Origin of the sequence: Streptomyces sp. V4I2 (genome assembly GCF_030817655.1) — a bacterium.
In the GTDB taxonomy this organism is placed as follows: Bacteria; Actinomycetota; Actinomycetes; order Streptomycetales; family Streptomycetaceae; genus Streptomyces; species Streptomyces plumbiresistens.
This window is the reverse complement of the sequence record NZ_JAUSZM010000003.1, coordinates 4,404,242-4,423,826: the sequence shown is the minus strand read 5'-3', so window position 1 is coordinate 4,423,826 and position 19,585 is coordinate 4,404,242. Positions and strand designations below refer to the sequence as shown.

Here is a 19,585-nt window from a genome sequence, read left to right as displayed (position 1 = left end):
GGCTGTGCGTGCCCTGCGCGGGACTGTGAGAGAAGCACATTCGGGGGAACACATGAGCACGACCTACGCCGGCCCGGCGACGATCACGCTGACCGAGGCCGAGCTGGATCCGTACGTCACACACGCGTCGACACGCCGCTGGCTGACGGGACCCGGACTCCCCGGCGACAGCGGCCTGTTCACCTTCGCGGAACTGAGCCGGGAGGGCCTCAGGACGGTGGCGGACTCGACCGGCGACACCGACCGCCTGGCGTCGGACCTGTGCGACCAGTTGGTCATAGGCGAACTGATGGGCCCCGGCGGCCTGGAGACGGAGTCCGTCCTGCTGAACGGCACGACCGGCGAGATCTCGACCACGTACTTCCTCCACGACCGCCCCGACCTGATGGGCCGCCGCCCGCTCGCGCCGTCGCTGGAGCGGCTGCTGCGGTTCGCGACCGCAACGGACGAACTGGCCTCGCTGCGAGGACAGTTCGCCTCCTACGCCGGCCGCTTCGGCCCGAAGGCGGTGGCGGAGGCGTCACGCCAACTGCTGGCCGTGTTCCAGGAGGGGACGGGCGGTGAGGTGCCGCCGTTCTGGAAGATGGCCGCGCTGATCCGGCCCCTGTCCCTGGTCGCGGGACCGGGCACGCTGTCCGGGCTCGCCCTGGACCTTCCGGCCCGCCTGCTGGACCAGGAGTTCGGCCGGGGCAAGGTGGCCCGCTTCGAGGACGTCGACTTCCCCGCCACCCTCACCCACGAGGCGACCCGCCGCTTCCTGCGCGAGACGGGCCTGCCCGAGGACGCCTTCCCCTTCCACCTCGACACGGACGTGCCGCTGGCGACGCTGGCCGAGTACCACGCCGAGCACCCCTCCGCCGAACTCCCGCCCCGGGCAGCCCATTTGATACGCCTGGGCGGCCTCGTGGAGAACCACAGCCTCGTGCTCGACGGCGAGACGGGCGCGGTCCTCGACTGGAGCGAGTCCGACGCCACCCTCCACCCCCTCAACACGGACATCTCCACCCTGGGCTTCACCCTCTGGCTGCTCCACCGTGAGCGGGCGATCGACGAGGACCTCTCCCACGGCCTGACCGCGGACACGCACGACCAACTGGCCGCGACGATGATCCAGGTCCTGTCGACCGTCGACCCGACGGGGACGACGACGCAGGCAGGCCGGCACTACTGGACCGAGGCGTTCCGGGACGAGGCGGGCGGGGTGCTCTGAGCGGAGGCACCCCGGCATGATCGACCCTGATACGGAATCCCGCGGTCGAGCACTCTTTCGACCGCCCGTACTCTGTGCGGCATGAATTTTCCGCGTCGTCTCCTCCACGCCGTCGCCCCGGTGGCCACGGCGGCGATCTTCCTCTTGGTGTCCGGCTGCGGCTCGACGCCCTTGCCGAGCTTGTCGGACAGCGACGGAGCCCAGGCCTCCGGCGCGGGCCGGCCCGGAACCGGACCGACAACGGAGGCGGAACGGGCGAGGGACGACGCCCTGATCGCCAAGCTGCCGCCCGGTCTCGCCGCCCCGGACAAGAAGGAACTCGCACAGCAGATCCTGGCGACCGCGGAGAACTCCACGCTCGACTGGCGCGGCCAGTACGACTACATCGAGGACCTCGGCGACGGCAACGGCTACACGGCCGGCATCGTCGGCTTCTGCACCGGCACCCACGACCTGCTCACGCTCGTCGAGCGCTACACGAAGAGCCACCCGGACAACGGCCTCGCCCGCTATCTGCCCGCCCTGCGCGAGGTCGACGGCAGCGACTCCCACGAGGGACTGGACCCGGGATTCACCACTGCCTGGGCGAAGGAGGCGCAGAAGGCCGCCTTCCGCAAGGCCCAGGACACCGAGCGCGACCGCATCTACTTCGACCCCGCCGTGCGCCTCGCGAAGCTCGACGGGCTCGGCACGCTGGGTCAGTTCATCTACTACGACGCGATGGTCCTGCACGGCCCCGGCACCGGACCACGCGGCTTCTACGGCCTGCGCGAGGCAGCCATGGCCGAGGCGGACATCCCGTCCCAGGACGGCACGGAGAAGGCCTACCTCGACGTCTTCCTGGACCTCCACCGCAAGGCGATGAAGCACGGAGACCCCGAGCGCGACACCAGCCGCATCGACACGACCCAGCGGCGGTTCCTCGACGACGGCAACCTCGACCTGAAGACACCGCTGCGGTGGGAGATGTACGGGGAGACGTTCCGGGTGCAGTAGACGTTCCGGTGCAGTAGAGGCCGTAGCGGGATTCGAACCCGCGTAACTCGCTTTGCAGGCGAGCCCCTGAACCACTCGGGCATACGGCCGTATAACTCACTGACTTGACCGTATGGCCCGACTGGCAAGGGGCTCAAGGGAACCGCCGGCCCTGCAACGGGACTGCCATACGCCATTCATGAAAGGGCGGTGCGTGGGAGTGGTCGTACGACCAAGGTCCAGGGGCGGGCCCTTCTCTCGACAGGGGTCAAACGGGCCCGTGGACCTTACGCTGGCGACCATGACCGCTCTGGACCCACGCGACACCGGCGTCGCGGACACCGCCTCCGACCTGCCCTCCGTCGACGAGAGTGTGCTGAGTCGGCCGTATCGGGCGCTCAGTGTCGGGATTGTGTCCGTCGTGCTGCTCATCGCCTTCGAGGCGACCGCGGTCGGTACGGCGATGCCGGTCGCGGCGCGGGAGCTGGACGGGGTGTCGTTGTACGCGTTCGCGTTCTCGGGGTACTTCACGACCTCGCTGTTCGGGATGGTGCTGTCCGGGCAGTGGTCGGACCGGCGAGGGCCGCTCGGGCCGCTGACCGCCGGGATCGGGGCCTTCGCCGCGGGGCTGTTGCTGTCCGGGACCGCGGGGGTGATGTGGCTGTTCATTCTCGGGCGGGCCGTGCAGGGGCTCGGCGGCGGGCTGGTGATCGTGGCGCTGTACGTCGTGGTGGGGCGTGTGTATCCCGAGCGGTTGCGGCCGGCGATCATGGCGGCGTTCGCGGCCAGTTGGGTCGTGCCGTCGATCGTCGGGCCGCTCGCCTCGGGGGCGGTGACCGAACATCTGGGATGGCGGTGGGTGTTCGTCGGGATTCCGGTGCTGGTCGTGTTCCCGCTGGCGCTCGCGCTGCCGCAGATACGGCGGCGGGCGGCGGGGGCGGTGGAGCGGGCCGAGGGGAGCGGGTCGGTCGACCGGCGCCGGATCCGGCTGGCCCTCGGGATCTCCCTCGGTGCCGGTCTGCTGCAGTACGCGGCCCAGGATCTGCGCCCCCTCTCGCTCCTCCCGGCCGTCGCCGGCGTCGCGCTGCTGGTGCCCGCCGTACTCGGGCTGCTTCCGCGCGGTACGTACCGGGCGGCGCGCGGGCTGCCCTCCGTCGTGCTGCTGCGGGGCGTTGCGGCGGGGTCCTTCGTCGCCGCCGAGTCGTTCGTGCCGCTGATGCTGGTCACCCAGCGGGGGCTGTCGCCGACGCTGGCCGGGTTCTCGCTCGCGGCGGGCGGGGTCACGTGGGCTCTGGGGTCGTGGGTGCAGGCGCGGCCGCGGGTGGAGCCGTACCGGGACCGTCTGATGACGGTGGGGATGGTGCTGGTCGCCGCCGCGATCGCCGCCGCGCCGAGTGTGCTGATCGAGGCCGTGCCTGCCTGGATCCTCGCGGTCGCCTGGGGCTTCGGGTGCTTCGGGATGGGCCTGGTGATCTCCTCCACCAGCGTCCTGCTCCTCCACCTCTCCGCCCCCGACGAGGCCGGCACCAACTCCGCCGCCCTTCAGATCTCCGACGGCCTGTCCAACGTCATCCTGCTGGCGATGGGCGGCGCCGCGTTCGCCGCGCTGGGAGGCGGCACGGTGACCCATGCGGCCACCGAGGCGTCCGGGTCTCATCCGGCGGCCTTCGCCGCGGTGTTCCTGCCGATGGCGGGGGTGGCGTTGGTGGGAGCCTGGGTGACCATGCGGTTGCGGGAGCGGTGAGCCGTAAACCGGTCGTGGAGTTGTCTGGACGAAGAGGCCCGGCGCGTGCGCTCCGTCGGGGAGCGGCTCGCCTCGGCGCACGCCGGGCTGTTGCGGAGGCTCGGGGAATGACGCGGCACCTCACCGTCGCGGAGGTCACCGCGCTCGCCGAGGTCGCCTTCGGCGGGCGGGCGCCCGAGGCCAGGGCGCCCGGGCTGCTCGCCTCCGCCGTGCACCGGCCGCGCGCCCGTATGTTCGGTACGGCGGCCTACGACGACCTCCACGAGCAGGCCGCCGCCCTCCTCCACGGCATCGCCGCCAACCACCCCCTCGTCGACGGGAACAAGCGCACCGCCTGGCTCGCCGCGGCGACCTTTCTCGCGCTCAACGGTGTCGATCTCGCCGGCGTGGACCAGGACACGGCGTACGCGCTGGTCATCGATGTGGCGTCCGGAGCGGAGGGGGACGTCGGGGCGATCGCGGGGCGGCTGCGGCGGTTGTGACGTGGGTCCCACCCACGGGCGAGCCGGGCTTGTCCGCGCGTTGACACCATCCGGCCGCCGGTAGGGTGGCCCGGTTGTCATACGTAGCCCAGCTGTCCCCTGTCCCCCTTCAGTTCGCCGAGCCGCCCGACCACCAAACGGAGACCGTGACTACCACCGCCGCCGCCTCCCACCACCTTTCCCCCGCCTTCCCCGGCCGTGCCCCCTGGGGTACCGCCGGCAAGCTGCGTGCCTGGCAGCAGGGCGCGATGGAGAGATACGTCCAGGAGCAGCCGCGTGACTTCCTCGCCGTCGCGACGCCCGGCGCCGGGAAGACGACGTTCGCGCTGACGCTGGCCTCCTGGCTGCTGCACCACCATGTCGTGCAGCAGGTGACCGTCGTCGCGCCGACCGAGCACCTGAAGAAGCAGTGGGCCGAGGCGGCCGCCCGGATAGGGATCAAGCTGGACCCCGAGTACAGCGCGGGCCCGCTCGGCAAGGACTACCAGGGCGTCGCGGTGACGTACGCGGGTGTGGGCGTGCGGCCCATGCTGCACCGCAACCGGGTCGAGCAGCGCAAGACCCTCGTCATCCTCGACGAGATCCACCACGCCGGTGACTCGAAGTCCTGGGGCGAGGCGTGTCTCGAGGCCTTCGAGCCGGCCACCCGCCGCCTCGCGCTCACCGGTACGCCCTTCCGGTCCGACACCAACCCCATTCCCTTCGTGACGTACGAGGAGGGGAACGACGGGATCCGGCGGTCCGCCGCCGACTACACGTACGGATACGGGTCCGCCCTGTCCGACGGGGTCGTCCGGCCCGTCATCTTCCTCTCCTACAGCGGCAACATGCGGTGGCGGACCAAGGCCGGCGACGAGATCGCCGCCCGGCTCGGCGAGCCCATGACCAAGGACGCCATCAGCCAGGCCTGGCGTACGGCGCTGGATCCGCGCGGTGAGTGGATGCCGAGCGTGCTGCGGGCCGCCGACCAGCGGCTGACCGAGGTCCGGAAGGGCATTCCGGACGCCGGGGCGCTCGTCATCGCCTCCGACCAGGACTCGGCGCGCGCGTACGCCAAGCTCATCCGGGAGATCACGGGCGACAAGGCGACGCTCGTACTGTCCGACGACGCCGGGGCGTCCAACAGGATCGACGAGTTCAGCCAGAGCAACGACCGGTGGATTGTCGCGGTGCGGATGGTGTCCGAGGGCGTCGACGTCCCGCGGCTCGCCGTCGGGGTGTACGCCACGACCATCTCCACTCCGCTCTTCTTCGCGCAGGCCGTCGGGCGTTTCGTACGGTCCCGGCGGCGCGGCGAGACCGCCTCCGTGTTCCTGCCGACCGTCCCCGACCTGCTCACCTTCGCCAACGAGATGGAGGTGGAACGGGACCACGCCCTCGACAAGCCGAAGAAGGAGGGCGAGGAGGACCCGTACGCCGAGTCCGAGAAGGAGATGGAGGAGGCGAACAAGGAGCGGGACGAAGAAGACGCAGACACCGGCGAGCAGGAACAGTTCGCCTTCGAGGCGCTGGAGTCCGAGGCCGTCTTCGACCGCGTCCTCTACGACGGCGCCGAGTTCGGCATGCAGGCCCACCCGGGGAGTGAAGAGGAGCAGGACTACCTCGGCATCCCGGGGCTGCTCGAACCCGACCAGGTGCAGCTGCTCCTCCAGAAGCGGCAGGCCCGGCAGATCGCGCACAGCCGCAAGAAGCCGGACGAGGAGGCCGACCTGCTCGAACTGCCCGCCGAGCGGCGGCCGGTGGTCTCGCACAAGGAGATGATGGAGCTGCGCAAGCAGCTCAACACGATGGTCGGCGCGTACGTCCATCAGAGCGGCAAGCCGCACGGGGTCATCCACACCGAGCTGCGGCGGGTGTGCGGCGGACCGCCGAGCGCCGAGGCCACGGCCGGGCAGTTGCGGCAGCGAATCGCCAAGGTGCAGGAGTGGGCCACGCGGATGCGGTGACGCCCGCCGCCGGAGGGGGCGGTGAGGCGGCGTGTGAGCTGGGGCGTGTGCGCTCTGTGCGGGTGTGGTGCACGCGGGGTGCTGCGCGCCGTACGTTTGCGGACAAAAGGGAGCGGTCGGTACGGGGTGATGCCCGGATTCTGGACGTAGCCTTCCGCTCAGCGAACCTGCTTCGCTAATGTCCGGCTACGCATACGCCCCGTGGCAGCGCCGCCGCGGAGCGCAGCCGTGAAGCGACGCGGTCCGGCAACTGGCCGGGCCGCCGGCCGATCGGCGGCCTCTGAAGCGCGTCGCCGACGGGACTCGGTGGCGCATCTGCCGCGAGGGGGCTGCCGACCTCACCACTTGGAGGAGTGGGCGTCGTGACCGCGGAGACCTCTCAGACGCTCGACCGGGGACTTCGTGTCCTCAAGCTGCTGGCCGATACGGACCACGGGCTGACCGTCACCGAACTGTCCAACAAACTGGGCGTGAACCGGACCGTTGTGTACCGGTTGCTCGCCACGCTGGAGCAGCACGCGCTCGTACGGCGTGACCTGGGCGGACGTGCCCGGGTCGGCCTCGGGGTGCTGCGGCTGGGCCGCCAGGTGCATCCGCTGGTACGCGAGGCGGCGTTGCCGGCCTTGCGGTCGCTGGCGGAGGACATAGGAGCGACCGCGCATCTCACGCTGGTGGACGGGGCGGAGGCATTGGCCGTTGCGGTGGTCGAGCCGACGTGGACGGACTATCACGTGGCATATCGGGCGGGGTTCCGGCATCCGCTGGACCGCGGGGCTGCGGGGCGGGCGATTCTCGCCGCGCGGCAGCAGGCCGTGGATGATGACGGGTACACCTTGACGCATGGGGAGTTGGAGGCGGGGGCCAGTGGGGCGGCCGCGCCGTTGATCGGGGTTACGGGGGTCGAGGGCAGTGTGGGGGTCGTGATGCTGGCCGATGCGGTGCCGGAGCGGGTGGGGCCGCGGGTGGTGGATGCGGCTCGGGAGGTTGCGGAGGCGTTGCGCTGACGCGGGCTGTCCTGCACTGACGTGCACCGGCCGGGCTGAGGTGCGGTGATTTCGGCGCCCGGCGTCGGGGCTGGGCGGGGGTGGGTCGCGCGGCCCGGCGCTTGCGGGGTGCCGCTGCGCCCACCCGTGCCGCCCCAGCGGCACGACTGCCCGCAGCTACGGCGGCTACGGGTGGGCTCGGCTGCGGCTGGCGGTTACGGCGGTTACGGGTGGGCTCGGCTGCGGGGCGTGGCTTCGGTGGCTGCGGCGGCTGCGCGTGGGCTTGGCTGCGGCGCGTGGCTTCGGCGGCTACGACTGGCCTCGGCTCGGGGCGTGGGTTCGGTGGCTGCGGCGGGTGCGACTGCCGCGGTCAGGGCGGCTGGGCAGGAGTCTGACCGGGACGTGGCCGGATGTGGGCGTCGCGTTAGATTGATCCTGTGCTCTCTCGCCTCACGCGCCCCCGGGCCGTCGCTGTCTGCGCTGTTCCTGTCGTGGCTCTGCTCGCCACGGCGGCCTTCGCGCCGCTGCCGTTCTCACTGACGCGGCCCGGGCTCACGGCGAATGTCCTCGGCGAGAACAAGGGCACCCCGGTGATCACGGTCTCCGGCACTCCGACCCGCGACACGACCGGCCAGCTCCGTATGACGACCATCGAGGCGACCAACCCGGACACCCGCGTCTCCCTCGGCGACGTGCTCGACGCCTGGTTCGCCACGGACCAGGCGGTCATGCCGCGCGACGCGGTCTACCAGAGCGGCCAGAGCGTCAAGGAGATCGAGCAGCACAACACCGAGCAGATGCAGGAGTCCCAGGACGCCGCGACCACGGCCGCCCTGAACTACCTGGACCTGTCCGACAAGGACACCAAGGTCACCCTGAAACTCGCCGACGTCGGCGGCCCCAGCGCCGGCCTGCTCTTCACCCTCGGCATCATCGACAAGCTCGAGGGCGACGGCAGCGGCGGCGACCTCACCGGCGGCCGTACCATCGCCGGCACCGGCACGATCGACGCGAACGGCGAGGTCGGCGCGGTCGGGGGAGTGGCCCTGAAGACGCAGGCGGCGCGGCGGGACGGGGCGACGGTGTTCCTGGTGCCGAAGGACGAGTGCTCGGACGCGCAGTCCGAACTCCCCAAGGGCCTGCGGCTGATCCCGGTGACCACACTGAAGGGCGCGGTGAACGCGCTGACCGCGCTGGAGAGCGGGAAGGGCTCCGTACCGAGCTGCTGAAGGGCTGGAAGCTCACCCCTCCTTGACGAACCCCTCCTCCGTCAGCCAGTCCAGCGCCACCTGATGCGGATCCTCCCCGGCGACGTCCACCTTCGCGTTCAGCTCCTGGGCCACGGCGTTGTCCAGCTTCTTCGTGATCGGGGCGAGGACGTCCGCGATGGCCGGCCACTTCTTCAGGGCCTTCGTGTTGATCTCGGGGGCCGCGTTGTAGTTGGGGAAGAACTTCCTGTCGTCCCGCATCACCGCGAGGTTCATGGACTTGATGCGCCCGTCGGTGGTGAAGACCTCCCCGAACACGCAACTGCCCTTCGCGGCCTGGGTGTAGATGATCCCGGTGTCCATCTGCGTGATGTTCCCGGCGGGGACGCTCATGCCGTACGCCTTCTGCATGCCCGGCAGCCCGTCCGCGCGGTTGGCGAACTCGCTCTCCACGCACAGGGTGACCGCGCCGGGATCCTTCTTCGAGAGCGCGGCCACGTCCGACAGGGTCTTCGTGCCGTACTTCGTGAAGTTGGCCTGGTTCATCGCGAGGGCGTAGGTGTTGTTGAGCGGCGCCGGGGACAGCCAGGTCAGGCCGTTCTCCAGGTCGGCGTCGCGCACCGCCTGCCATTGCTCCTGCGGGTCGGCGATGGGCTCGCTGTTGCCGAGGTACGTGATCCAGGCGGTGCCGGTGTACTCGTACATGCCGTCCGCGTCACCGGACTTGACCGCCTCGCGGGCGCCGATGGAACCCTGGATGCCGGTGCGGTCGAGCACGTCCGCGCCGGCCGCCTCGAAGGCGATGCCCATGATCGCGCCGAGGATGAGCTGCTCGGTGAACTCCTTGGACGTCACGGTGAGGTCGGCGCCCTTGAGGGGCTCTCCTTTGCCGATCGAGCCCGGCCGCACGTCGTCGACCATCGGGGAACCGCTGGTCAGGCCGCACGCACTCGCCGACACCAGCACGCCGGCCAGCAGCAGACACGTACGCCGTCTCATGTCCCCGTCTCCAAGCCCCGCGGCCGCAGCAGCAGTTCGGCCAGCGAGGCCAGCCAGTCGACCAGCAGGGCCAGGGCGACAGTGAGGATCGAGCCGAGCACCAGCACGGGCATCCGCTGGTTGGTGATGCCGGTGGTGATCAGGACGCCCAGGCCGCCGCCCCCGCCGAAGGTCGCGAGGGTCGCCGTACCGACGTTGAGGACCAGGGCCGTGCGGACGCCCGCGAGGATCAGCGGGACGGCAAGCGGCAGTTCCACCATCCTGAGCACCCCCGTGGGGGACATGCCGATGCCGCGGGCCGCCTCCAGCAGCGTCGGGTCGTTCGCGTTCAGGCCGGCGATCGTGTTCGACAGCACCGGGAGCACGGCGTAGATGATCATGCCGATGAGGGCCGCCTTCTGGCCCGTGCCGAGCCAGATCACCAGGAGGGCGAGCAGGCCGATCGCCGGGGTCGCCTGGCCCATGTTGGCGATCGTCATCGCCACCGGGGTCGCCTTCCGGAAGGCCTTGCGGGTCAGGAGGATCCCCAGCGGGATCGCGATGATCAGTACGAAGAACGTCGAGATCGCCGTGAGCTCGATGTGCTGCCACAGCGCCTTCGAGACCTGGCCGTCCGACAGCGCGTTCTCGGTGAGCGGGTCGAGGTCCGCCTGTGTGAACCACAGCCAGGTCGCCAGCAGCACGGCGATGAGGACGGCGGGCAGGAGGGTCAGCTTCTGCCAGGTGATGCGCGGCTTCAGGGGTCCCGGTGGCGGCGGCGGGGCTTCGCCTTCGATCTCTCCCCGGTCTCCCCGGTCTTCCCGGTCTCCCCGGCGCACTTGCTCCAGCCGTTCCAGCCGCTCCGGTTCCTCCACCTCGGGGGTGGTCACGCCTTCTTCACCCCTCCGACGCCCCCTTCGACGATCCCTCCGACGCCCTCCTGCTCGGCGTGCGTCTGGGCGGCCCGCAGCTCCTCCAGGTCGTGCCGGTGGGCCATCGCCTCCAGCCGGTCGGCCTCCAGCAGCTCGTGCACCGAGTTCATCAGCGTCTCCACGTCGACCACCCCCGTGTACTCGCCGCGCCGCCCGGTCACCGCGACCCGCCCCGAGCTGTCCATGAGCACCGCCTCCAGCGCGTCCCGCAGAGTGGCGTCCCGGGTCACCGTGTCGCTCACCAGCGTTCCGGCCCGGGCCAGCGAGCCCTTGGCGCGCATCAGGTCGCCGCGCCTGAGCCACTTGTAGGGGCGGCCCCGTTTGTCGAGGAGCAGGATCTCGTTGGTGTTGCTGGAGCGGAGCTTGTTGAAGATCTCCTGGAGCGGGTCGTCGACGGTCACCGTCGGGTAGTCGGTGATCTCCACGTCCCGTACGCGGGTGAGGTTGAGCCGCTTCAGCGCCGCCCCGGCCCCGACGAACCCCGAGACGAAGTCGTCCGCCGGGTTGGTGAGGATCGCCTCCGGGGTGTCGAACTGAGCGATGTGCGAGTGTTCGCGCAGGACGGCGATCCGGTCACCGAGCTTGATCGCCTCGTCGAAGTCGTGCGTGACGAAGACGATCGTCTTGTGCAGTTCGTGCTGGAGCCGGATCAGCTCGTCCTGGAGGTGATCGCGGGTGATCGGGTCGACCGCGCCGAACGGTTCGTCCATCAGCAGCACGGGAGGATCGGCGGCCAGCGCCCGGGCCACGCCCACGCGTTGCTGCTGGCCGCCGGAGAGCTGGCGGGGGTAGCGGCCGTGGAACTCGCCGGGGTCGAGTCCGACCAGGTCGAGCATCTCCTCGACCCGGTTCCTGATCCGCGCCTTCGGCCAGCCGATCATCCTGGGTACGAGTGCGATGTTCTGGGCGACGGTCATGTGCGGGAAGAGGCCGGAGGCCTGGATCGCGTACCCGACCTTCCGGCGCAGCTTCACCGGGTCCATGTCGGTGACGTCCTCGCCGTTGATGCGGATACGGCCGCCGGTCGGTTCGATCAGCCTGTTGATCATCTTGAGCGTCGTGGACTTGCCGCACCCCGACGGGCCGACGAAGATGACGATCTCGCCCGCCTTGATCTCCATGCTGACGTTGTCGACGGCAGGGCTGGGATGGCCCGGATACCGCTTGGTGAGGTTCTCCAGCTCGATGGTGGCGCCGGTCGTCGTTCCGCTCGTGGGTGTCGCCCCGCTCGTGGCTGTCGCCCCGCTCGTGGATGCCGTCCTGCTCGTCGATGTCTCAGACACGGATCCCCCTGGAAATGGTCAGCCGTCCGATCAGGACGTACGCGGCGTCGAACAGCAGGGCCAGGACGACGATCCCGAGCGTGCCCGCGAGCACCTGGTTGAGCGCGTTCTTGCTGCCCAGGGAGCCGAGACCGCGGAAGATCACATTGCCGAGGCCCGGTCCGGAGGCGTAGGCGGCGATCGCCGCGATGCCCATCAGCATCTGCGTGGAGACCCGGATCCCGGTCAGGATCGGCGGCCAGGCCAGCGGCAGCTCGACCCGCACCATCCGCATCACCCGGGACATCCCGATGCCCGTCGCCGCGTCCACCAGCGAGGGGTCGACCCCGCGCAGGCCAACGATGCAGTTCCGCACGATCGGCAGCAGCCCGTACAGCGTCAGGGCGATCACCGTGGGCGGAACACCCAGCCCCACCACCGGGATGAGCAGACCGATCATCGCGAGCGCCGGGATGGTCAGAAGGGTCGAGGTGGTCGTCGTCGCGAGGCTGCCCGCCCACTCGCTCCGATAGGTCAGGATGCCGATCAGGACGCCGAGCAGCGTCGCCACGACCATGCACTGGAAGACGGCACTCGCGTGCTGGTATGCGTCCGTCAGCAGCTGCTGGTGGCGGTTGCCCAGGTATTCCCAGAAGTTCACATCCGCTCACCTCAGGTCGCCGTCAGGAGGGCTCCCGATCCTCCGCCGCCTGCTCCACCAGCGGGATGATCCGCAGCGGAACGGGGTTCTCCATGACGATCGCGGTGGAGGCCCGGACGATCCCATCAAAACCGACCACCCGGTCGATGACCCGCTGGAGATCGGCGTTGGAGCGGGCCACCAGGCGGCACAGCATGTCCCCGCTGCCGGTGGTGGTGTGCAGCTCCAGCACCTCCGGCACGGTCGCCAAGTGCGCCCGCACGTCAGGTCCTTGCCCCTGACGGATCTGCAGCGTCGCGAACGCGGTGACGGGATAGCCGAGCGCCGCCGGGTCCACCTGGGGACCGAATCCGCGGATGACGCCATTCGACTGAAGCCGGTCGAGACGCGCCTGCACGGTGCCCCGGGCGACCCCCAGCCGCCGGGACATCTCCAGGACCCCGATCCGCGGCTCCCGTGCCAGCAGCACGATGATCCGTCCGTCGAGTCCGTCGATCCCGTCGGTCGTCCCCACGGCAGCCTCCCGGCGCTGGTCATCCTGTACAGAAGGCCCGCAGAAACGGGCATCACACTGAACATATTGCCCAGCACATTCGCAAACTATTGCGCACCTTGCCATCGCGGGTGACGCTTCCGGCATGACGCAGACCACACACCACACTCCCGACACCGCCCGGCAGGCCGACCCCTTCCCGGTCAAGGGAATGGACGCGGTCGTCTTCGCCGTGGGCAACGCCAAGCAGGCGGCGCACTACTACTCCACCGCCTTCGGCATGAAGCTGGTCGCCTACTCCGGACCGGAGAACGGCAGCCGCGAGACCGCCTCGTACGTGCTCGAGAACGGCTCCGCCCGCTTCGTCCTCACCTCCGTCATCAAGCCCGCCACCCCCTGGGGCCACTTCCTCGCCCAGCACGTGGCCGAGCACGGCGACGGCGTGGTCGACCTCGCCATCGAGGTCCCGGACGCCCGCGCCGCGTTCGCCTACGCGATCGAGCACGGCGCCCGCGCGGTCGCCGAGCCGTACGAGCTGAAGGACGAGCACGGCACGGTCGTACTCGCCGCGATCGCCACCTACGGCGAGACCCGCCACACACTCGTCGAGCGGACCGGCTACGACGGCCCCTACCTCCCCGGATACGTCGCGGCCGACCCCCTGGTCGAACCCCCCGCCCACCGCACCTTCCAGGCGATCGACCACTGCGTCGGCAACGTCGAACTCGGCCGGATGAACGAGTGGGTCGGCTTCTACAACAAGGTCATGGGCTTCACGAACATGAAGGAGTTCGTGGGCGACGACATCGCGACCGAGTACAGCGCGCTGATGTCGAAGGTCGTCGCGGACGGGACGCTGAAGGTCAAGTTCCCGATCAACGAGCCCGCGATCGCCAAGAAGAAGTCCCAGATCGACGAGTACCTCGAGTTCTACGGCGGCGCCGGCGTCCAGCACATCGCGCTCAACACGAACGACATCGTCGAGACGGTACGGACGATGCGCGCGGCCGGGGTGCGGTTCCTCGACACCCCCGACTCGTACTACGACACCCTCGGCGAGTGGGTCGGCGACACCCGCGTCCCCGTCGAGACCCTGCGCGAACTGAAGATCCTGGCGGACCGCGACGAGGACGGCTACCTGCTGCAGATCTTCACCAAGCCGGTCCAGGACCGGCCGACCGTCTTCTTCGAGATCATCGAACGCCACGGTTCCATGGGCTTCGGCAAGGGCAACTTCAAGGCGCTCTTCGAGGCGATCGAGCGGGAGCAGGCCAGGCGCGGCAACCTGTGAGAGCGGTATGCGGGAATGCGTAGAACTACCAGTTCGCCGGCACCTTCTCCACTGACGGCTCACCCAGCGCCGTCAGCGCCGCCCGAGCCGCCCGCACCCGCACCGCCGAGAAGTAGGGGTTGATCCGCAGGGCCTCCTCCAGGTGCCGCCGCGCGGGTCCGTGGCGCTCCAACTCCCGCTCGATCATGCCCCGGTGGAACATGTACAGCGCGCTGCGTACGCCACCCCCCTTGGCCCGGTCCGTAGCCGTCACGGCGAACCGCAGCGCCTCCTCGTGACGGCCGGCCCGGTGCAGTGCCCACCCCAGCGCGTCGGCCACCGCGATCCCCGGCTGGCGGGCCCACTCGGCCCGCAACCGCCGTACCGCCGCCCGGGGATCGCCGTGGTCCGCCTCGAACTGCCCGAGCACCAGCTCCTCGTCGGCCCCGCCCGCGGCCGCACTCCGCACCCGCTCCCGCAGCAGGTCGTACTGCACCCGCGCGGCCTGTCCAAGCCGCAGCGACTCGTACAACTCGCCCAGCTCCAGGGCATATTGGGGGCAGGGCTGCTTGCTGAGGGCCATCCGGTACGCGTTCAGCGCCTCCGTCGTGCGGCCCAGCGCCGCGAGCGCTCGCCCCTGCGCGGCCAGCGCGGCCCGCTGGTCGGGATCGATGCGCACCGCCTCCTGGAAGTGCCGCAGCGCGTCCTCGCGGTCGCCGCGCTCCCAGGCCAGCTGCCCGGCCCGCTCCAGATAGGCCGCCTGCTCGGCGGGCGCCTCGGCCCCGGCCGCCGCGTCCGCGAGGTGGGCGGCGGCGTCCTCAAGCCGGCCGCGGTCGCGGAAGACGGCCGCGGCCCGCGCCTTCACGGCCGGCCCGGACCGCAGGTCCATCAGCCGCTCGAGGGCGGCATCGGCCGCCTTGTAGTCGCCGAGGCCGGTGTAGGCGTCGATCAGCAGCGGATACGTCGTCCACCGCCCGGGCTCCAGCTTCCGGGCGGCCTCGGCCCACGTCCGCGCCGCCCGGAAGTCCCGGCGCGCGTTCGCCAGGGCCGCGAGTCCGCCGAGGGCCTCGGTGTTGCCCTTCGCGGCGACCTTGAGCGAGGTCCGCAGGGCCGTGTCGGCCCTCGGGTAGTACGCGGGGTCCGCGGTCCGCCGCCCCTGCTCCACATAGGCCGATCCGAGCACCGCCCACGACAGCGCGTCCCTGGGGTGCGCCCGCAGATACGACGTCCGCTCGTCGATCAGCGCCGCCAGGTCGGGCAGCGCGGCCGGCACCCCGGCCGTGACCGCCGTCAGCGCCTGCGCCCCCGGGGCCGGCCCGGGAGCCCGCGTCGCCGTCCGCTCCCAGGGCAGCAGCATCAGCACACCGCCGAGCACGGCACACCCGGCGACGGAGGCGATCAGCACCCGCCTCCGCCCTGACGAGCGTGGCTGCGCGGGAGCCTCCTCTTGGTTCTCCATGGCGCTCACTGTGCGTCAATACGACGACCACACCCCGGCAGGCGGAGGCTGGTGTACATGGGGTTCACACCGATGGCCCCCGGTGCGACCCTGTGATCATGAGCCGTATCGAAGCGCCCCGCGACGAAGACATCGCGGCGACCGGCAACCTCGTCGACCGTCTGCTCGGCGGCCTCCCCGCCGAGACCGTCCTCACCGACCCGGACGTCACGGCCTCCTACGCCAACGACATGGCCAGCTTCTGCCCGGCCGGCGCCCCCGCGGTGGTCGTCCTGCCGCGCACGGTCGAACAGGTCCAGCACGTCATGCGCGTCGCCACCGAGCTGCGCGTCCCGGTCGTCCCGCAGGGCGCCCGCACGGGCCTGTCGGGCGCGGCCAACGCCTCCGACGGCTGCATCGTGCTGTCCCTGACGAAGATGGACCGGATCCTGGAGATCAACCCGGTCGACCGCATCGCCGTCGTCGAACCGGGCGTCGTCAACGCCACGCTCTCCCGCGCGGTGGGCGAACACGGGCTCTACTACCCGCCCGACCCCTCCAGCTGGGAGATGTGCACGATCGGCGGCAACATCGGCACCGCCTCGGGTGGTCTGTGCTGCGTGAAGTACGGGGTGACGGCGGAGTACGTCCTCGGGCTCGACGTCGTCCTCGCCGACGGGCGCCTGATGTCCACCGGCCGCCGCACGGCGAAGGGCGTCGCCGGGTACGACCTCACCCGTCTCTTCGTCGGCTCCGAGGGCTCGCTCGGCATCGTCGTACGCGCGACCCTGGCCCTGCGGCCGCAGCCGCCCGAGCAGCTGGTGCTGGCCGCCGAGTTCGCGTCCGGGGCCGCCGCCTGCGATGCCGTGTGCCGGATCATGGCGGGCGGCCACGTGCCGTCCCTCCTCGAACTGATGGACCGTACGACGGTCAAGGCCGTCAACGACCTCGCGCACATGGGGCTCCCGGAGAGCACGGAGGCCCTGCTGCTGGCCGCGTTCGACACGACGGACCCGGCCGCCGACCTCGCCGCCCTCGGCGCGCTGTGCGAGGCCGCGGGCGCCACCCAGGTCGTCCCCGCCGACGACGCGGCCGAGTCCGAACTCCTCCTCCAGGCACGCCGGTTGTCCCTCACCGCTCTGGAGGCGGTCAAGGGCACGACGATGATCGACGACGTGTGCGTGCCCCGGTCACGGCTCGCCGAGATGCTGGAGGGGACCGAGCGGATCGCCGAGAAGTACCAGCTCACCATCGGCGTCGTCGCCCACGCCGGCGACGGCAACACCCACCCAACCGTCTGCTTCGACGCCCAGGACCCCGACGAGTCCCGGCGCGCCCGCGAGTCCTTCGACGAGATCATGGCCCTCGGCCTGGAACTCGGCGGCACGATCACCGGCGAGCACGGCGTGGGCGTCCTGAAGAAGGAGTGGCTGGCCCGTGAGATCGGCCCGGTGGGCGTGGAGATGCAGCGGGCGGTCAAGTCGGCGTTCGACCCGCTGGGCATCCTGAACCCGGGCAAGCTGTTCTGATCCCCGTCCCCTGGCACGGTCGCCGTTCCCCGGCCGGTCGCCGTTCCCCCGGCGACGGTCACTGGGCGAGCAACTGGTCGAGCGCCTCGTCGATACCGAGTTGCTCGCCCTCGGTCCCCGGGGGCACCACCCGCAGCGTCCGCTCCAGCCAGGCGGACACCTGGGGCGTCGGGGCCGCCAGGAGGGCGTCACCATCAGGTGAACTCAGCGCCATCAGGACGACGCTGCGGCCCGCGACCTTTGTCGGCCACACCCGTACGTCCCCGTGCCCGCACGGCCGGAACACCCCCTCCACGAGGAGCTCGCGGGCGAACGTCCAGTTCACCGGGTGGTCGGAGTTGATGTGGAAGGTGATGTGGATGGCGTACGGGTCGTCGGTGTGGTAGCTCAGCAGGGCCGGGACCGGGATGCCGCGCTCCGGCGACAGGATGAGCCTGAGCTCCAACTCGCGCTCCACAACGGTGTAGTGCATGGTGTGTTTCCTCTCTCGCGCCGCGTGCACGGGACCCCGCGGTGGGCCCGTACGAGTGGAGAGGGGGCAGGGCCGGAAGCATTACGCGAATTCGCGGAACTTTTTTCCCAGCAGCGTCACGAGGGTGCTCAAATGGAGTGGGTCCGGTGGGACTGGCGGTGCTTGTTGCGCCGGTCTGATAGATGTGGAGGCCCCCATTTGACCCCCGAGCAGATACGGGACGACGGACATGAGCGCCCCAACCCCGGCACCCGGTGACGACAGGCCCCGCGACGGGTATTACCCGGACCCGTCCATTCCCGGATATGTCCGGTACTGGAACGGTGCCTCCTGGGTTCCCGGCACCAGCCGCCCGGCCCCCGCGGACGGCGAACCGCTCGCCCCACCGCCGGGCGCCCGGGCCGCGTCCGGTCCCGGAGCGGCTCCGGTCGAGGAGACGGGCCCGCACTTCTTCGACGAGGACCCGGCCGACGCCTCCGGCCCCGCCTCGGCGGGCGACGCCCAGCACGGCAGCCGGCCCGAACCCGCGTCCGCCTGGGGCGCCGACCGTTCCCGCCAGTCGGGCTTCGGCGGCGACCAGGACCGCCGGGTGTCCTGGGGTTCGCCGCAGGGCGCGCCCCAGGGTGCCCAGGGGCAGGGTGGCGACCCCCGGCTGCCGCGTCCCGCGCAGCCTGGTGACGGCCCGGCCCAGCCGGACGGCCGCTCCGCCCGCACGGACGGCTCGGCGACGATTCCGCCCGCCGAGCCGGACCAGGGCGACGTCGCCTCCGGCAACACGTTCGTCTTCCGCCGGGCCACGGCGGGGCCCGCGGGACCGGCGGCCGACGGCTCCGGCCCGGGCACGCCAGGCCGTACGGCCCCGGCGGCTCCCGGCGTCCCGGGCCCCGGCGGCCCCCGCGACGACGACGGCACCATGACCTTCCGCGCGCTCTCCCCGCGCACGGCCCAGCAGAGCGGGGCGGCGGGGGCGCAGCGGGGGAGCACGGGGGCGACGGCAGCCGGCGCGGAGGCGGCAGGCCTGCGGCCACAGCCGGCGCCCGGGGCCGACGCCCAGCGACAGCCCGCGTCCCCCGACGCCCACGGAGCCCCCGGCTTCGCCGCCGGAAAGGCCGCCGCATCCCGGGCCTCGGCGGCGCAGGGGCAGGCACAGGCGCAGGGACACGGGCAGGCCGGGCCAGGGGGAGCCGCAGCCGCCCCCGCCGGCCCCCAGCAGGCGCCCCCGGCGTCCGGCCCGCAGCAGGCCGCCCCGAGCGTGCCCCAGCAGCCCGGCGCACCGCAGCCGCAGCCCACCGCCTCCGCCGCTTCCGGCGGCACGCCGATGGCGAGCGGCGCCGGTGGCGGCCAGCCCTCCTGGGCGCAGCAGGTGCACCGGCTCGCGGGCGCGTCCGACGAGGAGCAGCCGGTCGCGCCCTGGAAGCCACCGGTGGAGGACATCTTCCAGGCCGCCGCCCGGCGTCAGGCGTCCGCCCGCCCCGCGGGTCTCGGCAAGCGGCTGGCCGCCCGTCTGGTGGACACCCTGGTCCTCGCGGCCGTCACCGCCGGGGCCGCCGTACCGCTCGGCACCAAGGCGATCGACCACGTCAACGAGAAGATCGACGCGGCCAAGCTGGCCGGCGAGACCGTCACGGTCTGGCTGCTCGACGGCACGACGTCGGTCTACCTCGGCATCATCCTCGCCGTCCTGCTGATCTTCGGCGTCCTCTACGAGGCGCTGCCCACCGCCAAGTGGGGCCGCACCCTCGGCAAGAAGCTGCTCGGCCTGGAGGTGCGGGACATCGAGGGCGGCGAGCCGCCGACCTTCGGCGGGGCCCTGCGCCGCTGGCTGGTCTACAGCGTGCCCGGCCTGCTCGGCATCGGGCTCGTGGGCGTCGCGTGGGGCCTGTTCGACCGGCCGTGGCACCAGTGCTGGCACGACAAGGCGGCGCATACGTTCGTGGCGGGCTGACGGCGTACAGCGGACGGCGTACACGATTCGGTAGCCCGGACGGCCGCTCGCCGGATG

17 protein-coding genes and 1 tRNA gene are annotated in these 19,585 nt (G+C 71.4%); 10 read left to right on the top strand and 8 right to left on the bottom strand.

Annotation, left to right across the window (positions count from 1 at the left end):
* The first annotated feature begins 52 nt into the window (after positions 1 to 52).
* Both QFZ76_RS20905 and QFZ76_RS20900 read left to right on the top strand, forming a co-directional pair.
* Positions 53 to 1,210 (top strand): SUKH-4 family immunity protein, encoded by a 1,158-nt coding sequence (locus tag QFZ76_RS20905; RefSeq protein ID WP_307675174.1) that lies wholly within the window; start codon positions 53 to 55, stop codon positions 1,208 to 1,210.
* Between the two features lie 81 nt (positions 1,211 to 1,291).
* On the top strand, positions 1,292 to 2,206 hold the full coding sequence (locus tag QFZ76_RS20900) for a chitosanase (protein WP_307675173.1): 915 nt from the start codon (positions 1,292 to 1,294) through the stop codon (positions 2,204 to 2,206).
* A gap of 17 nt (positions 2,207 to 2,223) precedes the next feature.
* On the opposite strand, the gene QFZ76_RS20895 is transcribed toward QFZ76_RS20900, so the two are convergent.
* A tRNA-Cys gene (locus tag QFZ76_RS20895) sits at positions 2,224 to 2,295 on the bottom strand.
* A gap of 191 nt (positions 2,296 to 2,486) precedes the next feature.
* Between QFZ76_RS20895 and QFZ76_RS20890 the strand changes: the two genes are divergently transcribed.
* From QFZ76_RS20890 to QFZ76_RS20870, 5 genes are all read left to right on the top strand, one after another.
* Complete coding sequence (locus QFZ76_RS20890; protein WP_307675172.1) at positions 2,487 to 3,929, top strand: MFS transporter; 1,443 nt, start codon at positions 2,487 to 2,489, stop codon at positions 3,927 to 3,929.
* A gap of 107 nt (positions 3,930 to 4,036) precedes the next feature.
* Positions 4,037 to 4,411: a type II toxin-antitoxin system death-on-curing family toxin gene (locus QFZ76_RS20885; protein ID WP_307675171.1), complete on the top strand. Its 375-nt coding sequence runs from the start codon at positions 4,037 to 4,039 to the stop codon at positions 4,409 to 4,411.
* Positions 4,412 to 4,557: 146 nt separating this feature from the next.
* Complete coding sequence (locus QFZ76_RS20880; protein WP_307675170.1) at positions 4,558 to 6,357, top strand: DEAD/DEAH box helicase; 1,800 nt, start codon at positions 4,558 to 4,560, stop codon at positions 6,355 to 6,357.
* Positions 6,358 to 6,719: 362 nt separating this feature from the next.
* A complete protein-coding gene (locus QFZ76_RS20875) occupies positions 6,720 to 7,361 on the top strand; it encodes an IclR family transcriptional regulator (RefSeq protein ID WP_307675169.1) in 642 nt (213 codons plus the stop codon).
* Between the two features lie 416 nt (positions 7,362 to 7,777).
* Positions 7,778 to 8,569: a S16 family serine protease gene (locus tag QFZ76_RS20870; RefSeq protein ID WP_307675168.1), complete on the top strand. Its 792-nt coding sequence runs from the start codon at positions 7,778 to 7,780 to the stop codon at positions 8,567 to 8,569.
* A gap of 12 nt (positions 8,570 to 8,581) precedes the next feature.
* On the opposite strand, the gene QFZ76_RS20865 is transcribed toward QFZ76_RS20870, so the two are convergent.
* The 5 genes from QFZ76_RS20865 to QFZ76_RS20845 are packed head-to-tail and all read right to left on the bottom strand — an operon-like array spanning position 8,582 to position 12,895.
* A complete protein-coding gene (locus tag QFZ76_RS20865) occupies positions 8,582 to 9,547 on the bottom strand; it encodes a glycine betaine ABC transporter substrate-binding protein (RefSeq protein WP_307675167.1) in 966 nt (321 codons plus the stop codon).
* A complete protein-coding gene (locus QFZ76_RS20860) occupies positions 9,544 to 10,374 on the bottom strand; it encodes an ABC transporter permease (RefSeq protein WP_373464524.1) in 831 nt (276 codons plus the stop codon). Before QFZ76_RS20860 ends, QFZ76_RS20865 begins: the two co-directional genes overlap by 4 nt.
* Before the next feature lie 38 nt (positions 10,375 to 10,412).
* Positions 10,413 to 11,741, bottom strand: coding sequence for an ABC transporter ATP-binding protein (locus tag QFZ76_RS20855; RefSeq protein WP_373464328.1), 1,329 nt, complete (start codon positions 11,739 to 11,741; stop codon positions 10,413 to 10,415).
* Positions 11,734 to 12,381, bottom strand: coding sequence for an ABC transporter permease (locus tag QFZ76_RS20850; protein ID WP_307675166.1), 648 nt, complete (start codon positions 12,379 to 12,381; stop codon positions 11,734 to 11,736). Before QFZ76_RS20850 ends, QFZ76_RS20855 begins: the two co-directional genes overlap by 8 nt.
* Positions 12,382 to 12,403: 22 nt before the next feature.
* Positions 12,404 to 12,895 (bottom strand): Lrp/AsnC family transcriptional regulator, encoded by a 492-nt coding sequence (locus tag QFZ76_RS20845; protein WP_307675165.1) that lies wholly within the window; start codon positions 12,893 to 12,895, stop codon positions 12,404 to 12,406.
* A gap of 124 nt (positions 12,896 to 13,019) precedes the next feature.
* Here QFZ76_RS20845 and hppD point away from each other — a divergent pair, with 124 nt between their 5' ends.
* Positions 13,020 to 14,165: a 4-hydroxyphenylpyruvate dioxygenase gene (hppD, locus tag QFZ76_RS20840; protein ID WP_307675164.1), complete on the top strand. Its 1,146-nt coding sequence runs from the start codon at positions 13,020 to 13,022 to the stop codon at positions 14,163 to 14,165.
* Between the two features lie 25 nt (positions 14,166 to 14,190).
* Here the strand turns inward: hppD and QFZ76_RS20835 are convergent, their stop codons facing one another.
* Positions 14,191 to 15,603: a lipopolysaccharide assembly protein LapB gene (locus QFZ76_RS20835; protein ID WP_307675163.1), complete on the bottom strand. Its 1,413-nt coding sequence runs from the start codon at positions 15,601 to 15,603 to the stop codon at positions 14,191 to 14,193.
* A 92-nt stretch (positions 15,604 to 15,695) separates the two neighbouring features.
* Between QFZ76_RS20835 and QFZ76_RS20830 the strand changes: the two genes are divergently transcribed.
* Positions 15,696 to 17,111 carry an FAD-binding oxidoreductase gene (locus QFZ76_RS20830; RefSeq protein ID WP_307675162.1) on the top strand — a complete coding sequence of 472 codons (1,416 nt, stop codon included), beginning with the start codon at positions 15,696 to 15,698 and terminating at the stop codon, positions 17,109 to 17,111.
* A 58-nt stretch (positions 17,112 to 17,169) separates the two neighbouring features.
* Here the strand turns inward: QFZ76_RS20830 and QFZ76_RS20825 are convergent, their stop codons facing one another.
* Positions 17,170 to 17,583 (bottom strand): SsgA family sporulation/cell division regulator, encoded by a 414-nt coding sequence (locus QFZ76_RS20825; RefSeq protein ID WP_307675161.1) that lies wholly within the window; start codon positions 17,581 to 17,583, stop codon positions 17,170 to 17,172.
* 229 nt (positions 17,584 to 17,812) lie between these two features.
* On the opposite strand from QFZ76_RS20825, the gene QFZ76_RS20820 reads away from it, so the two are divergent.
* Complete coding sequence (locus tag QFZ76_RS20820) at positions 17,813 to 19,528, top strand: RDD family protein (protein ID WP_307675160.1); 1,716 nt, start codon at positions 17,813 to 17,815, stop codon at positions 19,526 to 19,528.
* Positions 19,529 to 19,585 lie beyond the last annotated feature (57 nt).

What these genes read in the sequence shown, in the direction of transcription:
- QFZ76_RS20905 (WP_307675174.1), top strand. Translation starts at nt 53, where the DNA reads ATGAGCACGACCTACGCCGGCCCGGCGACGATCACGCTGACCGAGGCC.
- QFZ76_RS20900 (WP_307675173.1), top strand. Translation starts at nt 1,292, where the DNA reads ATGAATTTTCCGCGTCGTCTCCTCCACGCCGTCGCCCCGGTGGCCACG.
- QFZ76_RS20890 (WP_307675172.1), top strand. Translation starts at nt 2,487, where the DNA reads ATGACCGCTCTGGACCCACGCGACACCGGCGTCGCGGACACCGCCTCC.
- QFZ76_RS20885 (WP_307675171.1), top strand. Translation starts at nt 4,037, where the DNA reads ATGACGCGGCACCTCACCGTCGCGGAGGTCACCGCGCTCGCCGAGGTC.
- QFZ76_RS20865 (WP_307675167.1), bottom strand. Translation starts at nt 9,547, where the DNA reads ATGAGACGGCGTACGTGTCTGCTGCTGGCCGGCGTGCTGGTGTCGGCG.
- hppD (WP_307675164.1), top strand. Translation starts at nt 13,020, where the DNA reads ATGACGCAGACCACACACCACACTCCCGACACCGCCCGGCAGGCCGAC.
- QFZ76_RS20835 (WP_307675163.1), bottom strand. Translation starts at nt 15,603, where the DNA reads ATGGAGAACCAAGAGGAGGCTCCCGCGCAGCCACGCTCGTCAGGGCGG.
- QFZ76_RS20825 (WP_307675161.1), bottom strand. Translation starts at nt 17,583, where the DNA reads ATGCACTACACCGTTGTGGAGCGCGAGTTGGAGCTCAGGCTCATCCTG.
- QFZ76_RS20820 (WP_307675160.1), top strand. Translation starts at nt 17,813, where the DNA reads ATGAGCGCCCCAACCCCGGCACCCGGTGACGACAGGCCCCGCGACGGG.